13 protein-coding genes are annotated in these 18596 nt (G+C 64.7%); 6 read left to right on the plus strand and 7 right to left on the minus strand.

Annotated elements, in window-relative coordinates:
- Positions 1 to 26: 26 nt before the first annotated feature.
- The gene (locus tag NMB43_RS12725) at positions 27 to 401 is read right to left on the minus strand and encodes an Mth938-like domain-containing protein (RefSeq protein WP_494348536.1); all 375 of its coding nucleotides are present in this window, start codon (positions 399 to 401) and stop codon (positions 27 to 29) included.
- A gap of 115 nt (positions 402 to 516) precedes the next feature.
- Between NMB43_RS12725 and NMB43_RS12730 the strand changes: the two genes are divergently transcribed.
- From NMB43_RS12730 to NMB43_RS12750, 5 genes are all read left to right on the plus strand, one after another.
- On the plus strand, positions 517 to 1809 hold the full coding sequence (locus tag NMB43_RS12730; protein ID WP_494348537.1) for a pyridoxal phosphate-dependent aminotransferase: 1293 nt from the start codon (positions 517 to 519) through the stop codon (positions 1807 to 1809).
- A gap of 38 nt (positions 1810 to 1847) precedes the next feature.
- Entirely contained in the window at positions 1848 to 3158 is a 1311-nt protein-coding gene (locus NMB43_RS12735) for a homoserine dehydrogenase (protein WP_494348538.1), read from the plus strand.
- Between the two features lie 49 nt (positions 3159 to 3207).
- Entirely contained in the window at positions 3208 to 4638 is a 1431-nt protein-coding gene (thrC, locus tag NMB43_RS12740) for a threonine synthase (protein ID WP_494348539.1), read from the plus strand.
- Positions 4639 to 4733: 95 nt separating this feature from the next.
- Positions 4734 to 5852, plus strand: coding sequence for an ABC transporter substrate-binding protein (locus NMB43_RS12745; protein ID WP_494348540.1), 1119 nt, complete (start codon positions 4734 to 4736; stop codon positions 5850 to 5852).
- On the plus strand, positions 5849 to 7438 hold the full coding sequence (locus tag NMB43_RS12750; protein WP_494348541.1) for a sensor histidine kinase: 1590 nt from the start codon (positions 5849 to 5851) through the stop codon (positions 7436 to 7438). The genes NMB43_RS12745 and NMB43_RS12750 overlap by 4 nt, the downstream gene beginning before the upstream one ends.
- A gap of 66 nt (positions 7439 to 7504) precedes the next feature.
- On the opposite strand, the gene NMB43_RS12755 is transcribed toward NMB43_RS12750, so the two are convergent.
- The 3 genes from NMB43_RS12755 to NMB43_RS12765 are packed head-to-tail and all read right to left on the minus strand — an operon-like array spanning position 7505 to position 13349.
- Positions 7505 to 8920 (minus strand): efflux transporter outer membrane subunit, encoded by a 1416-nt coding sequence (locus NMB43_RS12755; RefSeq protein ID WP_494348542.1) that lies wholly within the window; start codon positions 8918 to 8920, stop codon positions 7505 to 7507.
- The gene (locus NMB43_RS12760; protein WP_494348543.1) at positions 8913 to 12095 is read right to left on the minus strand and encodes an efflux RND transporter permease subunit; all 3183 of its coding nucleotides are present in this window, start codon (positions 12093 to 12095) and stop codon (positions 8913 to 8915) included. The genes NMB43_RS12755 and NMB43_RS12760 overlap by 8 nt, the downstream gene beginning before the upstream one ends.
- Positions 12096 to 12119: 24 nt before the next feature.
- Positions 12120 to 13349: an efflux RND transporter periplasmic adaptor subunit gene (locus NMB43_RS12765; protein ID WP_494348544.1), complete on the minus strand. Its 1230-nt coding sequence runs from the start codon at positions 13347 to 13349 to the stop codon at positions 12120 to 12122.
- Positions 13350 to 13563: 214 nt separating this feature from the next.
- On the opposite strand from NMB43_RS12765, the gene NMB43_RS12770 reads away from it, so the two are divergent.
- The gene (locus NMB43_RS12770; protein ID WP_494348545.1) at positions 13564 to 14193 is read left to right on the plus strand and encodes a TetR family transcriptional regulator; all 630 of its coding nucleotides are present in this window, start codon (positions 13564 to 13566) and stop codon (positions 14191 to 14193) included.
- Positions 14194 to 14212: 19 nt separating this feature from the next.
- Here the strand turns inward: NMB43_RS12770 and NMB43_RS12775 are convergent, their stop codons facing one another.
- From NMB43_RS12775 to NMB43_RS12785, 3 genes are all read right to left on the minus strand, one after another.
- The gene (locus NMB43_RS12775; RefSeq protein WP_494348546.1) at positions 14213 to 14725 is read right to left on the minus strand and encodes a hypothetical protein; all 513 of its coding nucleotides are present in this window, start codon (positions 14723 to 14725) and stop codon (positions 14213 to 14215) included.
- Between the two features lie 186 nt (positions 14726 to 14911).
- Complete coding sequence (locus tag NMB43_RS12780) at positions 14912 to 16312, minus strand: pectate lyase family protein (protein ID WP_494348547.1); 1401 nt, start codon at positions 16310 to 16312, stop codon at positions 14912 to 14914.
- A 187-nt stretch (positions 16313 to 16499) separates the two neighbouring features.
- Positions 16500 to 18416 (minus strand): hypothetical protein, encoded by a 1917-nt coding sequence (locus NMB43_RS12785; RefSeq protein WP_494348548.1) that lies wholly within the window; start codon positions 18414 to 18416, stop codon positions 16500 to 16502.
- Positions 18417 to 18596: the final 180 nt, after the last annotated feature.

Raw genomic sequence — 18596 nt, forward strand, 5'->3', positions numbered from 1 at the left:
CAACCGCGTCCGGACGAGGCATACTGTCAGTCTGCGCGGCCAATCAGCAAGGCCGCCGCCACCAGCCGCCCCTCCCCTGCCAGCAGGTTATAGGTCCGGCACGCGGACCCGGTATCCATGACCTCGAAACCGATGCCGGCCTCTACCAGCGGACGCAACACGGCCGGTGCCGGAAACTGCTGACGCGCCCCGGTTCCGATCAACACCAATGCGGGCTTCAGTGCCGCCACCCGTTGCATGTCTTCCGCCCCCACCTGGCCGGAGACGGCCCAATCAGTCTCGAGACTGCCGGGCATGACGACCAGCCCCTGCAGGTAGCGTTCGCCGTTGATGGTGACGGAAAGCTCGTCATAGCGCGTGATGGTGTTGATGTTCAGGTTCGTGTCTTGTTGCAGTTTCATGTCGACGTATCCATTGGGGCCGTGGTGAGGATATCTCCGATGGCGGCTCGCCCGCTTGGGGTTGGCTTGATATCATTATAAGTTCCGGTTTTGTCTGCCCTTTGGAGTCATCATCATGAAACAGGGCCCTTCCCTGAAAGTCGCCACCAGCGACAGCACCTCTCCCGTCATTCATAGCGGCGTCCGCCCGGTGGCCAAGTCGGCCAAGCTGGCCAACGTCTGCTATGACATCCGTGGCCCGGTGCTGGAGCGAGCTAGGCAGATGGAGGAAGAAGGCCATCGCATCATGAAGCTCAACATCGGCAACGTGGCGGTGTTCGGCCTGGAGCCGCCGGACGAGATCGTGCAGGACATGATCCGCAACCTGCCAGACGCCGCTGGCTACACCGACTCGAAGGGCCTGTTCGCGCCGCGCAAGGCCATCGTGCATTACACGCAGGAGAAGAAGATTCCCGGCGTGACGGTCGACGATGTGTACCTGGGCAACGGCGCATCCGAGCTGATCGTGATGAGCATGAACGCCCTGCTCAACACCGGCGACGAAGTGTTGCTGCCCGCCCCCGACTACCCGCTCTACACGGGCGCGGTCGCGCTGTCGGGTGGCACTCCGGTGCACTACATGTGCGATGAGCAGTCGGACTGGATGCCGGACGTCGCGGACATCCGCCGCAAGGTGACGCCCAACACCAAGGCGATCGTGATCATCAATCCGAACAACCCGACGGGCGCGTTGTACCCACGTGAAGTGCTGGAGGAAATCGTCCAGGTTGCGCGTGAGCACCAGTTGATCGTGTTCGCCGACGAGATCTACGACAAGACGCTTTACGACGGCGAGACGCACACCAGCATCGCCTCGCTGGCTGACGACGTGCTGTTCCTGACCTTCAACGGCCTGTCAAAGAATTACCGCTCCTGCGGCTATCGCGCTGGCTGGATGGTGGTGTCGGGCGAGAAGCGCCACGCACGCGATTACATCGAGGGGCTGAACATGCTGGCTTCGATGCGCCTGTGCGCCAACACGCCGGGGCAACTGGCCATCCAGACTGCGCTGGGGGGCTACCAGAGCATCAATGATCTGGTGCGTCCGGGTGGCCGCCTGGCACGGCAGCGTGATCTCGCCTATGAGTTGCTGACCGCCATCCCAGGCGTCTCCTGCGTCAAGCCCAAGGCGGCGCTGTACCTGTTCCCGCGCCTTGACCCCAAGGTCTATCCGATCAAGGACGACCAGCAATTCATCCTCGAACTGCTGGAAGCCGAGCGCGTGCTGCTGGTACAGGGCACCGGCTTCAACTGGAAGACGCCGGACCACTTCCGCGTGGTATTCCTGCCGCACGAAGACGACCTGCGCGAAGCCATCCACCGCATCGCCCGCTTCCTGGAGCATTACCGCAAACGGGCCGGGCTCTGATTTTCCCCTCAACTCACCTTGTTCAAGAAACTGCTGAAATGAAACCGATCAACGTTGGCCTGCTGGGCATCGGCACCGTAGGTGGTGGCACCTGGACTGTTCTGTCGCGTAACGCAGAGGAAATCACCCGCCGTGCGGGTCGTCCGATCCGTATCACTGCGGTGGCGGACCGGAACACAGAACTGGCCAGCAAGATCACCGGCGGTGCCGCGCGCGTCACGGCCGACGCCTTCGAGCTGGTACGTGACCCGGAGATCGACATCATCGTCGAGCTGATCGGTGGCTACACCGTGGCCAAGGATCTGGTCCTGGCGGCCATCGAGAACGGCAAGCATGTGGTGACGGCCAACAAGGCGCTGCTGGCCGTGCATGGCAAGGAGATCTTTGCGGCCGCGCAGGCCAAGGGCGTCACCGTGGCCTTCGAAGCGGCGGTGGCCGGCGGCATCCCGATCATCAAGGCGCTGCGCGAGGGGCTTTCTGCCAACCGCATCCAGTGGATCGCCGGCATCATCAACGGCACCACCAACTTCATCCTGTCCGAAATGCGCGACAAGGGTCTGCCTTTTGCCGAGGTGCTCAAGGAAGCGCAACGCCTGGGCTATGCCGAAGCCGACCCCACCTTCGACATCGAAGGCATCGACGCCGCGCACAAAGCCACCATCATGTCGGCCATCGCTTTCGGCATCCCGGTGCAGTTCGACAAGGCTTACGTCGAAGGCATCACCAAGCTGGAAGCCAAGGACATCGCCTACGCCGAACAGCTCGGCTACCGCATCAAGCTGCTGGGTATCGCCAAGCGTCGCGAACAAGGCATCGAGTTGCGCGTGCACCCCACGCTGATTCCGGCCAAGCGCCTGATCGCCAACGTGGAAGGCGCGATGAACGCGGTGCTGGTGCAGGCCGATGCGGTGGGCGCCACGCTGTACTACGGCAAGGGAGCCGGCGCCGAGCCGACCGCCTCGGCCGTGATCGCCGATCTCGTCGACGTCACCCGTCTGGCCACCGCCGACCCTGAGCATCGCGTGCCGCACCTGGCCTTCCAGGCAGACAAGCTGGTCGACCTGCCGATCCTGCCGATCGCCGAAGTCGAGACGGCCTACTACCTGCGCATGCGTGTCGAAGACCGTGCCGGTGTGCTGGCCGACATCACCCGCGTGCTGGCCGAGGGCAACATTTCGATTGATGCCATGCTGCAGAAGGAGCCCGGCGAAGGCGAGTCGCAGACCGACATCATCCTGCTGACCCATCGCGCCATCGAGAAGAACGTCGATGCTGCCATCGCCCGCATCGAGGCCCTGGCCACCGTGGTCGGCAAGGTCACCAAGATCCGCCTCGAAGAACTGAACTGATTTGAGGTCATGCGTGGGCTCGGCGAGCCCACCCTACCCTGAGCACACCATGCAATACATCTCCACGCGCGGCCTGGCGCCGCAACACGGCTTTTCCGACATCCTGCTGGGTGGCCTGATGGAAGACGGCGGCCTGTCGCTGCCGGCCAGCTACCCCGAGGTCAGCGATGCCGAGCTGACCGCCATGCGCGGCATGAACTACCGCGAGCTGGCGCTGGCCATCCTGTCGAAGTTCGCCACCGACATCCCGGCCGCCGATCTCAAGGACATCGTGGACCGCACCTACACCGCCGAGGTGTACTGCAATGCCCGCCCGGATTCCGATACGCAGCAGATCACACCTCTGCGCAAGCTGGAGGATGGGTTGTACCTGCAGGAGCTGTCCAACGGCCCCACGCTCGCCTTCAAGGACATGGCGATGCAGTTGCTGGGCAATCTGTTCGAGTACGTGCTCGCGAAGCGTGGCGAGGAGATCAACATCCTCGGCGCGACCTCGGGTGACACAGGCTCGGCGGCCGAGTACGCGATGCGCGGCAAGAAAGGCGTGCGCGTGTTCATGCTCTCGCCGCGCGAGAACATGAGCGCCTTCCAGCGTGCGCAGATGTATTCCCTGCCAGACGCGAATATCTTCAACATTGCCGTGCGCGGCATGTTCGACGATGCGCAGGACATGGTGAAGGCCGTCTCCAACGACCTCGCCTTCAAGGCCCGGTACAAGATCGGAGCGGTGAATTCGATCAACTGGGGCCGCGTGGTCGCGCAGGTAATCTACTACTTCAAGGGCTATCTCGCCGCCACCACCTCGAACGACCAGCAGGTCAGCTTCGCCGTGCCCTCGGGCAACTTCGGCAATATCTGCGCCGGCCACATCGCACGCATGATGGGCCTGCCCATTCGCAAACTGATCCTCGCCACCAACGAGAACGATGTGCTGGACGAATTCTTCCGCAGTGGCGCCTACCGTCCGCGCAAGACCGCCGACGTGGTGGTGACGTCCAGCCCGTCGATGGACATCTCCAAGGCCTCCAACTTCGAGCGCTTCATCTTCGACCTGGTCGGCCGCGACCCGGCCGTAGTGCGCGAACTGTGGCGTGCCGTAGACAGCGGGGCCGGTTTCGATCTCTCCACCACGCCCTACTTCCCGCGCCTGGACGAGTTCGGCTTCGTGTCCGGCCGCAGCAACCATGGCGACCGCCTGGCCACTATCCGCCGCATCTATAAAGACTACGGCCTGATGATCGACACCCACACGGCAGACGGCCTCAAGGTCGCCCTGCAGCATCGCGAGGCCGGCGTGCCGACCATCGTGCTGGAGACGGCCCTGCCCGCCAAGTTCGAGGAAACCATCGTCGAGGCGCTGGGCGAGAAGCCCTGGCGGCCGGCCTCGATGCGTGACATCGAGGCCCTGCCGCAACGCGTCGAGGTGATGGACGTGGATGTCGAGGCCATCAAGCGTTTCATCGTCACCCACAGCGGCTGACGCCTGCAGCCCTTCCCTTCAGCTCCGGGTTGGCCGAACCGTTGTTCACGATAAGTTTGCGCTGCCGGGACGGGAGAGGAGTGGAGCATGAGCGGATGCTGACGCGGATGCGAATACTGGTCGTAAGCCTGATGCTCGTGCTGGTGGCGGGCTGCGGTCCGCGCGAACCCATCAAGCTGGGCTTCGTGAGCGGGCAGACCGGGCGCTTCGCCGAGCTGGGTAGTGGCGGCCTGAATGGCGCGATGCTCGCCGTGGAGTGGCGCAACGCGCAGGGCGGCGTGGCCGGACGGCCGGTCACGCTATTGATCCGCGACGACCAGCACCGCGCGGACCAGGCCCGCCAGGCGGTCAACTCGCTCATCAAGGAAGACGTCGCAGGGATCGTCGGCCCGATGACCAGCGCAATGGCCGTTGAGATCATCCCCCTCGCCGACGAAGCCGCCATGCCGGTCATGGGCGGAACAGTCGTCACCAACCGCATCCTGGGGCGCGATGACTACTTCCTGCGCGCCATCGCCTCTACCCGCGAGTACGCCACACATTCGGCCACCGTTCACCGCCGAGAAACCGGCGCGACCCGTGCCGTCGTGCTCTACGACCTGGCCAACCGCGAGTACGCGGAAGACTGGGCACGCGACTATGCAATGGAGTTCGAGCGCCTGGGCGGCCAACCCGTGCGGATGATCAGCTTCGATTCGCGCATCATCCACGACCTGTCGCACCTGGTCGAAAGTGCGCTGGGCGACGCGACCGAACTGATCGCGCTGGCCTGCAGCCCGGCCTCGGCCACCCAGCTCGTCCATGCGATCCGCCAGCGCGACACCCGGGTCCGCCTCGCCGGGTCCGCCTGGACCGCGGCGGCCAGCCTGCCGGCCAGCCTGGCTCAGGCCGGCGAGGGCATGCTGATCGAGCAGTACTACAACGTGGCCGACCCCTCGCCCCTGTTCCAGCGCTTCAAGGAGGAGTACACCCGCCGCTTCGGCCAGGCCCCCGACTACGCCGCCCTCATCGGTTTCGACGCCACCAGCATCATGCTTGACGGGCTGGCGGCGAACCCCCGGCGCAACGGCCTGCGCGAGGCCTTGCTGGCGCGCCAGAGCTTCCACGGCCTGCAGGGCGAGATCGTGCTAGACGCCCACGGCGATGCGCGACGCCCGCTGTTCATGTCGATCATCCGCGACGCACGCTACCAGGTGCTGGGCAGCAAACCATGAACCGTCGCCGCGGCGCCTTCCAGAACACCCTGCAGGCCGCCGTGATCCTGTCGGTCTTCCTCGGTCTCGCCCTGCCCGCCCTGGCCGTATTCTTCATCGAGCGCGCCCGCTCGATTCAGGATGCGCGCGAGGATCTGGAGCGCGACCTGCTGCGCACGACGCAGGTGCTGGCCCTGTCCATGCGCGCGCCGCTGTGGGACTTGTCACGCGCCAACGCCGAGGCCATCGTGCGCGCCATGGTCGACGACGAGCGCTTCGTGTCGGTCACGGTGTTGGACCAGAGCAACGCTCAGCCCTTCGTCGAGCTGCACCGCCTTGCCGGCGCCACGCGTGAAACTCGGCGGGCCGAATACGCCATCGAGGAACAGGGCAAAGTGATCGGCAAGGTGATCGTGACCATGACGATCACGCCCTACCTGGCGGCAAGCGAGAAGAGCCTGCGCTGGGCCATGTTGCGCACCGCCTTCATGCTCGTCGTCGCCCTCGTGCTGATTGTGTTCGTGTTGCAGCGGCGCCTGCTGCGGCCTATCTCTCACCTGACGGCCGCCGCCAACCGCCTGGCCCAGGGCGACTTCGACCTGGCCATCGACACCCGCCACCGCGACGAACTGGGCCGCGTGGCCTCCGCCATGGAGCACATGCGCCAGGCCTTGCTGGCGGCCTTCGCGGAACTGAAGCGCAAGAACGAAGAACTGGCGGCCCACGCCAACACCCTGGAAGGCCGCGTGGAGGAACGCACTCACGCCCTCACCCAGGCCAACCAGGAACTGCGCGACGCCCTGGAAAAGCTGCGCGCCACTCAGCAAGGCCTGATCGAATCCGAGAAGCTGGCTTCGCTGGGACGCCTGGTCGCGGGCGTGGCGCACGAACTGAATACGCCGCTGGGCAACGCGCTGATCGTGGTCACCACAATGGAGGATCGGCTGGAAGACTTCCGCCTCGCCTTGCAGTCAAACGCGCTCAAGCGCTCCGATCTGCTGCGCCTGACCGACACCCTGCACGAAGGCCAGGGGGTACTGCGCCGCAACGTGGAGCGCGCCTCGGAACTGATCCGCGACTTCAAGCAACTGGCCATCGACCAGACCTCGGACAAGCGCCGGCGCTTCGACCTCAACCAGTTAATCCGCGAGGTGCTGGTGACGGTACAACCACGCTTCAAGACCACGCCCTTCCAGCTCGAATCGAGCACCCAGGGCGAGATTGCGATGGACAGCTACCCGGGCCCGCTCGGCCAGGTGATCACCAACCTGGTGATCAACGCCCTGGTCCACGCCTTCGAGACGCGCGGGCAGGGGCGTGTCCTCATCGAGGTCAGCCGCATTGACGAGGACATGGTTCGCGTGATCTGCTCCGATGATGGCATCGGCATGAGCGCCGACATCGCCCGCAAGATCTTTGACCCCTTCTTCACCACCAAGATGGGCCAGGGCGGCTCCGGCCTCGGGCTGCACATCGTGCACAACATCGTGACCGGCCTGCTCGGCGGCAGCATCGAGGTGGACAGCAAGCCTGGCGAGGGAACGCGTTTCGAACTGCGCCTGCCGCTGTCCGCCCCTCACACCAGCGACACGAAGCCGCTCCAATGAAAAGGATGGAGCCGGGCAAGCCCGGCTCCATCCTGTCCTCGTGCAAAGCGCTGCGGGCGAGAGCCCTCAGTTACTCTGCACTTCCCAGCCGCCACCCAGTGCGCGGAACACATCCACCGTCGAAATCAGGCGCTCGGCCTGGGTTTCGATGCGTGCAGACTCGCTGCTGAGCAGGTTGCGCTGCGCGTCCAGCACTTCGAGATAAGGCGCCAGCCCGGCCTCGTAGCGCCGCTGGGCGATGCGCTGCGTCTCCCGCAACGCGATCACCTGGCGCTCCTGGGCCTGGAGTGCATCGCCGGCGGCACCGACGTTGCCCAGGCTGTCGTAGACCTCGCGGAACGCGCCCTGCACCACGTTGACGTAGTTGGCCTCGGCCTGCTTGCGCCGTGCTTCGGCCGCGTCCACCTGGGCGTGGATGCGCCCTGCCCCGAAGATCGGCTGGGTCAGGCCAGCGGCCAGGTTCCACACGGCAGCCGGACCGGTGAACAGATCGGACAGGTCGGTACTCTCGCGCCCATAGGAACCGGTCAGCGTGATCCGCGGGAAGAAGTCCGCGCGGGCCTCCTTGACGCTGGCACTGGCCGCGACGAGCGTGGCTTCGGCTTCGCGGATGTCCGGCCGGCGCGCCAGCAGCGCGGAATCCAAGCCGCCGGGAATGGGCGGTGGCGGGGGCAGCACATCGCGCGGCGAGCGCTGCACGTGCTCCTCCACGATGGCACGCGGTGAAGCCCCGATCAACACGGCCAAGGCTCGCTCGGTGCTGGCCTGGGCAGACAGCAGACGGGGGATGCTGGCGGCCACTGACTCGCGCTCGGACTCTGCCTGGCGTACCGACAGCGGCCCCACGCTACCGGCTGCGAACAGGCGGTTCTGCACCCGCAGCGCTTCCTCGCGTGTGGCCAATGTGCTGCGTGCCAGGGCCAGGCGCTGGTCCAGCGCCAGCAGGGTGAACCAGGTCTGCGCCACCTGCGCCGCCAGGGAGGAGCGCAAGCCATTCTGCGCCTCGCGCGTGGCGAGGTAACGCGCACTGGCGGCGTCCGCTCCGCTGCGAATACGTCCCCACAGGTCCAGCTCATAGGCCACGTTGATACCGGCCGTGTAGGTGTTGTTGATGATCGGGGTGGGCGCCGGGTTCAGCCCCATCTCGGTGGAGCGGCTGCGCGTAACGCCCGCACTCGCATCGACTGTGGGGAACAGGTAGCTGCGCGAGACGCGCAACAGTGCGGCCGATTCCTCGACGCGTGCGACGGCGACCTTGAGGTTGCTGTTGTGCTGAAACGCTGCATCGATCAACTGGCTGAGCTGCGCATCTTCGAAGCGCAACCACCAGCGGGACAGATCAGCCTCGGCCGCGCTTTGCAGCACCGGCAGATCCAGCTTGGGCGCAGGGGACACCTGGCCGCTGCTGGCGCAGGCGGACAGCACGGCCGCCGCGAGCAGGCTCATCACAACAGGCATGACGGATTGACGACGGTCAGACATGGGACTTCTCCTCTCCCCCCGGATGCTGCGCCTCGTCGGGCGCGGCGCTGTCGTGGGAGCCAAACAGCTTGGTGATCATTTCGAAGAACAAGGGCACGAAGAAGATGGCGAGGAAGGTCGCCGCCAGCATGCCGCCCATGACGCCCGTGCCCACCGAGTTGCGCGCGCCGGCACCCGCCCCGTGCGACAGTGCCAGCGGCAGCACGCCCAGGATGAAGGCCAGCGAGGTCATAAGGATCGGGCGGAAACGCAGGCGGGCGGCCTCCAGCGCGGCCTCCATGATGCCCATGCCATGCTCCATCTTGATCACCGCAAACTCGACGATCAGGATCGCGTTCTTCGCCGCCAGACCGATCAGCGTGACCAGGCCGATCTGGAAGTACACGTCATTCGCCAGCGGCGGCGCCGGTATGCCGAGTGCCATGAAGATCAGGTTGCGGGCCCACACGCCGGCCAGCGCACCGAACACGCCAAAGGGCACGGCCAGCAGCACCGACAGCGGCAGCGACCAGCGCTCGTACTGCGCGGCCAGGATCAGGAACACCATCAGCACGGCTGCCCCCAGCGCAAGACCGGTGGTGCCGGCCGAGCGCTTCTCCTGGAACGAGGCGCCGCTCCAGTCGAGGCTGAAGTCAGGCGGCAACACCTCCTTGGCTACCCGCTCGACTGCCGCGATGGACTGGCCGGAACTCAGACCCGGCGCGCCCTGGCCGAGGAAGTTCACCGCCGGCAGGTTGTTGAAGCGCACCAGCGATTCCGGGCCGGAGCTGAAGTTCACCTTGACGAAAGCCGACAACGGCACCATCGCGCCAGTGGACGAGCGTACGTACATGCGGCCCACATCCTCCGGGCTCTTGCGGTACTTCGCGTCAGCCGACATCAGCACCTGCCAGGTACGCCCGAACTTGTTGAAGTCGTTGACGTAGTAGCTGCCCAGCGTGGCTGACAAGGTGTTGAAGGCATCGTCCAGGTTGACGCCCAGGGCGGCTGCCTTCTCGCGGTCGACATCGACGTAGAGCTGCGGCGTATTGGCACGCCAGAGGGTCTGCACGAAGGCGAAGTCCTTGTCCTGCGCTGCCTTGGCGAGGAAGGCCTGAGTCACCTCGTTGAGGCGCTTGGCCCCGCCCTCGCCACGGTTCTGAATGTAGAACTCGAAGCCACCCGCGTTGCCCAGGCCGAAGATCGCCGGCGGGTTGAAGGCCAGCACCAGGGCATCACGGATGTGCGCGGTCTTGCCGAACAGCTCGCCCACCAGCGCCTGAGTCGGCACATCGCGCTCGTCCCAATGCTTCTGCGTGACGAACAAGGTCGCCGCCGAGTTCTTGAAGCCGCCGCCCAGGAAGTCGAAACCAGTGAATGCAATGACGTTTTCATTCGCCGGGTTGGACTGGATCTGCGCGATGACTTCCTTGACCACCTTGTCGGTACGTTGCAGCGAAGCCCCATCCGGCAGGAACACCGCCGCGATGTAGTAGCCCTGGTCCTCGTCCGGCACCAGCGAGCCCGGCGTGGCACGCCACAGGCCGGCGGTCACCGCGACCATGCCGGCAAACAGCAGGAAGGCCAGCACCAAGCGCTTGGAGAGCCAGCGCACACCGCCGACGTAGTTCATCGTGACGCGGCCGAACCAGTCGTTGAACCAGTTGAAGAAGCGGCTCTCGGTCTTGTGCTCGCGGCGCAGGATCATCACGCACAAAGTCGGCGTGAGCGTCAGCGCCACGATGCCGGACAGCATCACCGCAATGGAGATGGTCACCGCGAACTGGCGGAACAACTCGCCCGTGAGGCCGCCGAGGAAGGCGATCGGCACGAACACCGCGACCAGCACCAGCACGATGGCGATCACCGGGCCGGTCACCTCGGTCATCGCCTCGATGGCCGCCTGGTAAGGCGTCACATGCTTCTCATGCATGATGCGCTCGACGTTTTCGAGCACCACGATCGCATCATCCACCACGATACCGATGGCCAGCACCATGCCGAACAGGGTCAGCGTGTTGATCGAGTAGCCCAGCATCAGCATGCCGGCGAAGGTACCGATCAGCGACACCGGCACCGCCAGGGTCGGGATCAGCGTGGCGCGCCAGTTCTGCAGGAACAGGTAGACCACCAGGAACACCAGCACCATGGCTTCCAGCAGGGTCTTCACCACCTCGCGGATCGACACCTTCACGAAGCGCGTGGTGTCGTAGGGCGCGGCGTAGGCCAGCCCCTCCGGGAAGCTCTCAGACAGCTCCTTGAGCGTGTCGTTGACCAGCTCGGCCGTGGCCAGCGCGTTCGCCCCCGGCTGCAGGAAGATGCCCACCAGGGTGGCCGGCTTGCCATTGGTGGTGCCGATGAAGTCGTAGTCCTTGGAGCCCAGCTCGACACGCGCGATGTCGCGCAGGCGGACCATACTGCCGTCCGGCTTGGCGCGCACGATGATGTTCTCGAACTGCGCCGGCTCGGACAGACGCCCTTGCGAGGTGATCGTGTAGACCAGCTCCTGCCCGTTGTTGGTCGGCGACTGGCCGATCTTGCCCGGGGCAAACTGCGCATTCTCGCGATTCACCGCCGCCGCGATCTCACCCACCGACACGCCCAGCTTGGCCATCCGGTCCGGCTGGATCCAGATGCGCATGGCATAGTCCTTGGCACCGAAGATCTGCACGTTGGTGGTGCCGGGGATGCGCTTGAGGCGGTCCAGCACGTTCATCGTCACGTAGTTGGACGTGTAGAAGTCGTCGAAACGACCATCCGGCGAGTAGAACGAGAGCACCTGCAGGAAGCTCGACGAGCCCTTCTCCACCGTCACGCCCTGGCGCCGCACCTCTTCCGGCAGGCGGGCCTCCACCTGCTTGACGCGGTTATTGACGTTGAGCGCAGCCTCGTCGATATCCGTCCCGATCTCAAAGGTGACGGCGATCTCAAGCACGCCGTTGCCGGACGAGTTCGAGCTCATGTACATCATGCCCTCGACCCCGTTGATCTGGTTTTCGATGGGCGCGGCGACGGTCTGCTCCAGCACCTCGGCCGAGGCACCAGGATAAATGGCGCGCACCTGCACGACCGGCGGCGCGATTTCGGGATACTGCCCGATGGGCAGGCTGCGCATCGCGGCCAAACCCGCGAGCACGATGAAGATGGAGATGACGACCGCGAAGACGGGTCGATCTATGAAGAAACGCGAAAACATGAAGGGGTCCGCCTTTCCGTGTGCTTAGTTGGCGGCCGGCTTGGCCGGGGCAGCCTGGGCCGGAGCCGATTGCGCCTCGGGCGCACCGACCGTCACAGGAGCGCCGGGGCGCAGCTTGGGGAAGTTGTCGAGGATCACCTGGTCACCCGCCTTGAGCCCGCTGGTAATGACCCAGCCCTTGCTCTGCGGCCCCTCGCCCGGCAGCGCCACCCACTCGCCGACCTGCACCGGACGCGGCTCGACCACCGGGCCACCATCCTTGCCCTTGCCCACCAGCATCACCAGCTTGCCCTGCGGCATATCGAGCACCGCACGCTGCGGCACCACGATCGCATTGGGGCGCTCGGCCCCGTCCAGATGCACCTTCACGAACTGCCCGGCACGCAGCTTGCCGCCCGGGTTGGCCAGTTCGCCGCGCATGTCCACCGTGCCGGTCTGGCCGCTCACGTTGGACGCCACGAAGTTCACCCGCCCGCCCTTGGCCAGCAGCAGGCCGTCGTTCTGCAGGATGGAGACGTTCAGATGTCCCTTGGCCGGCAGTTTCAGCGCACCGCTCGCCACATCGCGCTCGAACCGGCTGCGCTCGTCCTCGGACACCGAGAAGTTCACGTACAGCGGGTCGATCTGCAGAATCGTAGTGAGCAAGCTGTCGGCACCGGGCTGCACCAGGCTGCCTTCGGACTTCACCGCCTTGCCGGTGACGCCGGACACCGGCGCCTCGACACGGGTGTAGCCCAGGTTCAGGCGCAGCTCGCGCAGCTTGGCCTGGGCCGCCAGCAAGCCGGCATCGGCAATCTGCTCGGCCGACGCGGCGTCGTCGTATTCCTTCTGGCTGATCACTTTTTCGGCCGCCAGCGGCTTGACCCGCGCGGCCTCACGCTTGGCCTGGGCCAGGCGTGCCTGCAGGGTGGCCACCTCGGCCTCGGCCGCCGCCACCTGGGCTTCGATCGGCTTGGGATCGATCTGGAACAGGGTCTGCCCAGCACGCACCGGACCACCCTCCTCGAACAGTCGCTTCTCCAGGATGCCGGACACCCGGGCGCGCACCTCGACTTCACGCGAGCCCGCCGTCTGGCCCACGTATTCGTAGCTGATGGGCACCGTCTGCGGCGTCACATTGAGTACCGTGACCTGCGGCGGCGGCATGCCGGCCATGCCGCCATGCCCGCCCTGACCATCTTCCTTGGAACACGCCGCCAACACCATGGCGACACAAACCGACACTACCCACCTGCCTCTGACTGCAGCACTCATTGCTCTCTCCGGGGAATTCACCAAGACCAGATCAGGGATTCCGCGACTTCAGGATGCCAAGCGCATCCGGGAATCCGCCAATTCACTACCTCGAATTAAACATACATCCTTGCATGTATGTCAAGGCTCCGTATAATCCGAGACGCCGATAGGGAGATTTCGTCGCCGCGAATAAGCCATATGCACCGGCAGCCCTGAAGGAACAGGAATCCACATGGTCCGTAAGACAAAGGAAGAAGCCGCCCAGACCCGCGAGATGCTGCTCGATGCCGCCGAACGCATGTTCTTCGAGCGCGGCGTCGCCCACACCTCGCTCAATGAAATCGCCGCCGCAGCCGGGCTGACACGCGGCGCGGTCTATTGGCACTTCGAGAACAAATCGGACCTGCTGGCAGCCCTGTGTGAACGCTGTGCCCTGCCCTTCGAGGAAGTCGAGGTCGAGCTGCGCCACGCCTGGCCGGACAATCCGCTGCGCCGCATCCGTGAGCGTGCCTGCCGCGTGTTGCACAACATCGTGCATAACGAAGGCACGCGCCGCCTGATGACCATCCTGCTGGTCAAATGCGAGTACGTGGAGGAGATCTCCGCCGCCAGCAACCACCTGATGATCGGCCGCGACGGCTGCCTCTCCAAGATGCAGGCGGAATTCGCGGCCGCCGTGGCGGCCGGGCAACTCCCTGCCGCCCTCGACCTGGAAGCCGCAGCCATGGGCCTGATGGGCCTGGCCGACGGCCTCGCCATGCACTGGTTGATCAATCCACCGCGTTTCGACCTGGCCGGCAAGGCCGAACTGTGGATCGACGCCTACCTCGACGGCCTGGCCAAGACCTCGCGCAAGACCTGACACCCCGCGCACGCGCGCATCACGTCAGCCCGGTCGCCACCCGCTGTGCTTGACCGCGCCGCGCACGCAGGACCCTCACCTGCCACGCCGCCCCCGCCAGAAAGAGCAGGAACACCACGCCTACCGCCTTCTGCAAGGCCGGGTCGTCCGGGCCACTGAACCAGGGCGCGCCGAGCGGCAGCCGCGTAAAGGTTTCGGTCAGTCCGGGTATCCAGTGAAAGAAGTAGCTCAGCGAGAAGCCGATCGTCTCCACGTAAGCCGCAGCACGCCCGACCGCGCGCCGCCCCGCCACGACTGCCAGCCCCAGGACCAGCAGGGTCACGATTCCAAGCACATGCGGCTTGCCAAATCCCCCGTGCTGAAAAATGCCGAACCCGGTCAGGCAGCTCAGCACGGTAGCCCATAGGTACCACCGGCCGGCCCGCGTCTGCAGCGTGATCGCGCCATGGCGCAAGAAGGCCAGAGCCCCCGCCAGGAGGGCGCCCAGGCTGATGGCGGTATGCACCGCACCAAGGGTAGTGAGTCCGAACACGGGGGGCTCCTTCCGGGGCTGGCGAGGGAGAGGTCGTCCCACGGCACGCTCGTCGGCCTGCCCTGCATGGGATCGACACCCTGCTCACTATAGTTGGCGTCCGCCCGCAAGGCATGGTGAATCCCCGAAATGAAAACGCCCGCAGGCCAAAGCCTGCGGGCGCCCGTCAGACGCAGCGAGTCAGGCTCAGAACGGCGCGACGCCGGCGGCCTTCCACGGGTCGATTACCCCCACGCCGACCTGGCCAACCAGGCCCGGGATCGTGGCGGGGTTGTCCACCGTGTAGTTGTAGTAGGTCTTCGGATCGAAGGCCGTACCTGCCGTCTGGAACACCCCTGAGTTGTCCAGGATGTTGTTGCGCTGGACCAGCTCGCCCGGGCCGGATTCGGCATAGCCCACATAGGACGGATAGGGCACGTTCTTGAAGTAGTTGCCTTCCACCAGCACCTTGGCATTCATGGTCGAAGCCACACCGTAAATGGTGTTGTTCAGGAAGTAGTTGTTATAAACATGCACCTCGCCGAAACGCACCCGCGGGTGGCGTTGCTCGGTCATGAAGACGTTGTGGTGGATCGTTGTCTTCAGGTAGCCAGTGTCGCTCGACGCGCTGTCACTATGGCCGATCAACATGGTCTTGCTGTGGTTCTTGAACAGGCTGTAGCTGATCGTGATGTGCGAGGTCTGGCGCGTGATGTCGAACAGGCCATCGTGCTCCTTGCCGTCCGGATAGACGTCACCGTCCGAGAAGGTGCAGTGGTCGACCCACACGTGGTGCGTGTTCTGGTTGATCTTCAGCGTATCGTCCGGCGCGTCCTCGAAGTAGACGTTGCGGATGATGATGTTCTGCCGCTTGTAGATCTCGAAACCACCGCCAGTGAGCTTGGAGCCCGGCAGACCGATGATGGTCTTGTCGGAACGCAAGGGCACCATGCCGCCCATCTGGATCACGCCGTCGACCAGAATCACCAGCTTCTCGTTGGAGTCGGTCAGCGCCTTCAGGTCGGTCAGGTTGTTGACCTTGACCACACGACCACCAGCGCCCCCCGTCGTGGTGTCGAGGCCAAAGGCCGGCACCGCGGCGAAACCGCCAACCGTATTGAGACCGCCACTCGACGAACTGGACGAGGAGCTGCCCGAAGACGAGCTAGAGCTGCTGCTCGACGAGCTGCTGGAAGACGAACTGGAAGACGAACTGGAAGAGGAGCTCGACGACGAACTGCTCGACGACGACGAGGACGAAGAGCTGCTGCTGGAGCTACTCGACGAGGAGCTGGAGCTGCTGCTCGACGAAGAGGAGGACGACGAGGAAGAGGACGACGAGCTGCCGCTCGGCACCGAGCACTCGTTCACCCCGCCCGACACCTTGCTGCCGGCCCCGAAGGTGGCCTCAGAACAGACGAAGCTGCCGCTCAGAACCTTGTAGGTGAATTTGTCCGCCCGACCGAAGGCGACATTGGTGGAAGTGGATACCGAGCAGGTCTTGTTCTCGGTACAGATCGTGGTGTAGCCCGCAGGCCGGTTGGCTGCCTGGGCCGGCACGGCCAGAACGGCCGCGAACAGGCCCAGCAGGATGGGTCTCAGCATCATGTGACAGTCTCCAGTATTTGTAATTGCTGCAAACATCTGACGGTTGCTGCATGGCCGGATCTGAGCCCGGACCACGTATAAAAATGGAGCACCCGGCCGACCAGGTCAAGCTCGATCTTCCGCTGCACAGCACCATTCCGCCCCGCCCAGGGAATCATAGGCCCCCAGGCAGGGCGGGTCGTTGCCATTACTGGTAGTGCTTGTCGTACAGGCCGGCGGTACCCGTCACCCCTTCCAGCAGGTGGACGCGATAGTCGTACTTGGCCTTGCGCGTGGCATCGCCGTTGTAGAGGTAGTCGGTGCTGGTGGCGATGCCGACCACGACACCGTTCTTCGGTGTCTTGGCCAGGTCGAGGCAGGCCTCACCGCTCTCCACCGGCGCGCTATACACGGCCGAACCATCCTGCGCGCGATATGCCAACTGGAAGCGCATGTTGTTGCCCAGCGGCTGGAAGTTCACGCGCACCTTGTTGCCGCTGACCTTCAGCGGAATCTGGTTGGCCCCGCTCCAGCCAGGCAGCGTATCGGTGGCCGGGATCAGGGTCGTACCGTTGAGCGTGGTCGCGGCGTAGAAGCTCAAACGATGCGAGGTGTCCTTGAGCACGCCGCCGTCGATCTTCTCCGACACGATGGTGCGGCCCCAGTTGCTGTTGATCGGCACCTTGAAACCATTTGTCCAGGCGCCGAAATCCACCATCGCCTGGCGCGCCCGGTATTCCGCGATCAGCGCGCGCGTCTGCTGCTCACCCAGGCCTTCGGACAGGGAGCGCAGGATGTGATTCTGCGTCCCCTTCTTCCAGATCCAGGCGTTGGAACCGGTCGACAGGTATTGCGCGATGAAATGCGAGAACACCGAGTTGTACTGATTGCCACCCAGGTATTCGCGCCAGGTGGAGACCTGCTTGCCGTTCGCCGTCAGGTTCACGCCTTCCGCATTGGGGCCGCCAAAGCTGCCGTCCTGCAGCCAGCCGCTGTAGTTCTCGATCGGCATGTGCGGCGCCAGGAAAGGCGCACCGTCCAGGAAGCCCACGCCGTAGTTGCCGGTGCGCGCCGCCGTCATGGTCATCTGCAGCCAGGTGTTGCTGCCCTCGTTGAACCAGGCCGCCTTGTTCCCCATGCTGGCCATGATGGCGTGGATGTATTCATGCGTCACCCCGTTGTACTCGCTGGCCGTGACCACCGGGTAGTAGGACAGCAGCACCATCGGGTAGCCATTGATGCCGCTCTGCCAGCCGCCCTTGTCGGTGTTCGGCGCACTGTCGGTACACAGGCCGGAGCCGAACAGGTAGATGTTGCTGAAGTAGCCTTGCTGCTGCAGCTTGTCGACCGGCCAGCCCATCACGTTGTGGATGTAGTCGGCGTCCTTGTTCATGTGGGCGAGCAAGGCGTCGATGTGGGCATCGGTGATCGCCGGGTTGCGGTTCTTGCCCCAGATGAAGGCGAAGCGTCCCGAGGTCTTGTAGCCCGCCACCAGGCTCGCATTGCAGCCCAGATAAACCTTGAAGTTCGCCGGGTTCACCGTGCCGTTCGTGGTGTCCGTCTTCATGTCGTAGTTCAGGTCCGGGCTGTATTTCGGCCAGCTATAGGCACTGCACTGGCCGCCGGTCGAACCGCCCGAAGAGGACGAGCTGGACGAACCGCTGGCGCCACCCGACGAAGAGCTTGAGCTGCTCGAAGAGGAGCTGGACGAAGAGCTGCTGGACGAACTCGACGACGAACTGCTGGAGCTGCTGGACGAACTCGAAGAAGAGCTGGAGGAGGAACTCGACGACGAGCTGGAAGAGGATGAGCTGGACGATGACGATGACGAGGACGAGCTGGACGAGGAACTGGTACTCCCGCCCGCATAAGGAATGGAGCACTCATTCACCCCGCCGCCGATGCGCCCGCCAAAGGTCGCCGCGTTGCACATGAACTGCCCGCTCAGCGTGCTGTAGAAGAAGCGATCAGCCCGCCCGAAAGCCACACGGGTGGACGTGGCCACGCTGCACAGCCGGTTCTCCTTGCAGATCGTGCGATAGCCGACAGGGCGATTAGCCGCCTCGGCGGCGGTCACGGTGCTGAGCAGCAAGGCTGCCAAGCCCAGGGATAAGGAAGTGCGCATCACGACGGTCTCCGAAAATGTCAGATATGACAGCTTTGTTTCTTTGTTTTCCTTGCTGCGAGCGGCTTTCCGCGCACAGCGCCCCGTCAGCTTGGGCGCCCGGCCGCCTGCAAACAAGTGGTTTCCTCCAGAGTGCATGCATGCCTGCCGGACGGAATGCCACGCAACATGAACGGTTCG

Source organism: Uliginosibacterium sangjuense (assembly GCF_059132465.1).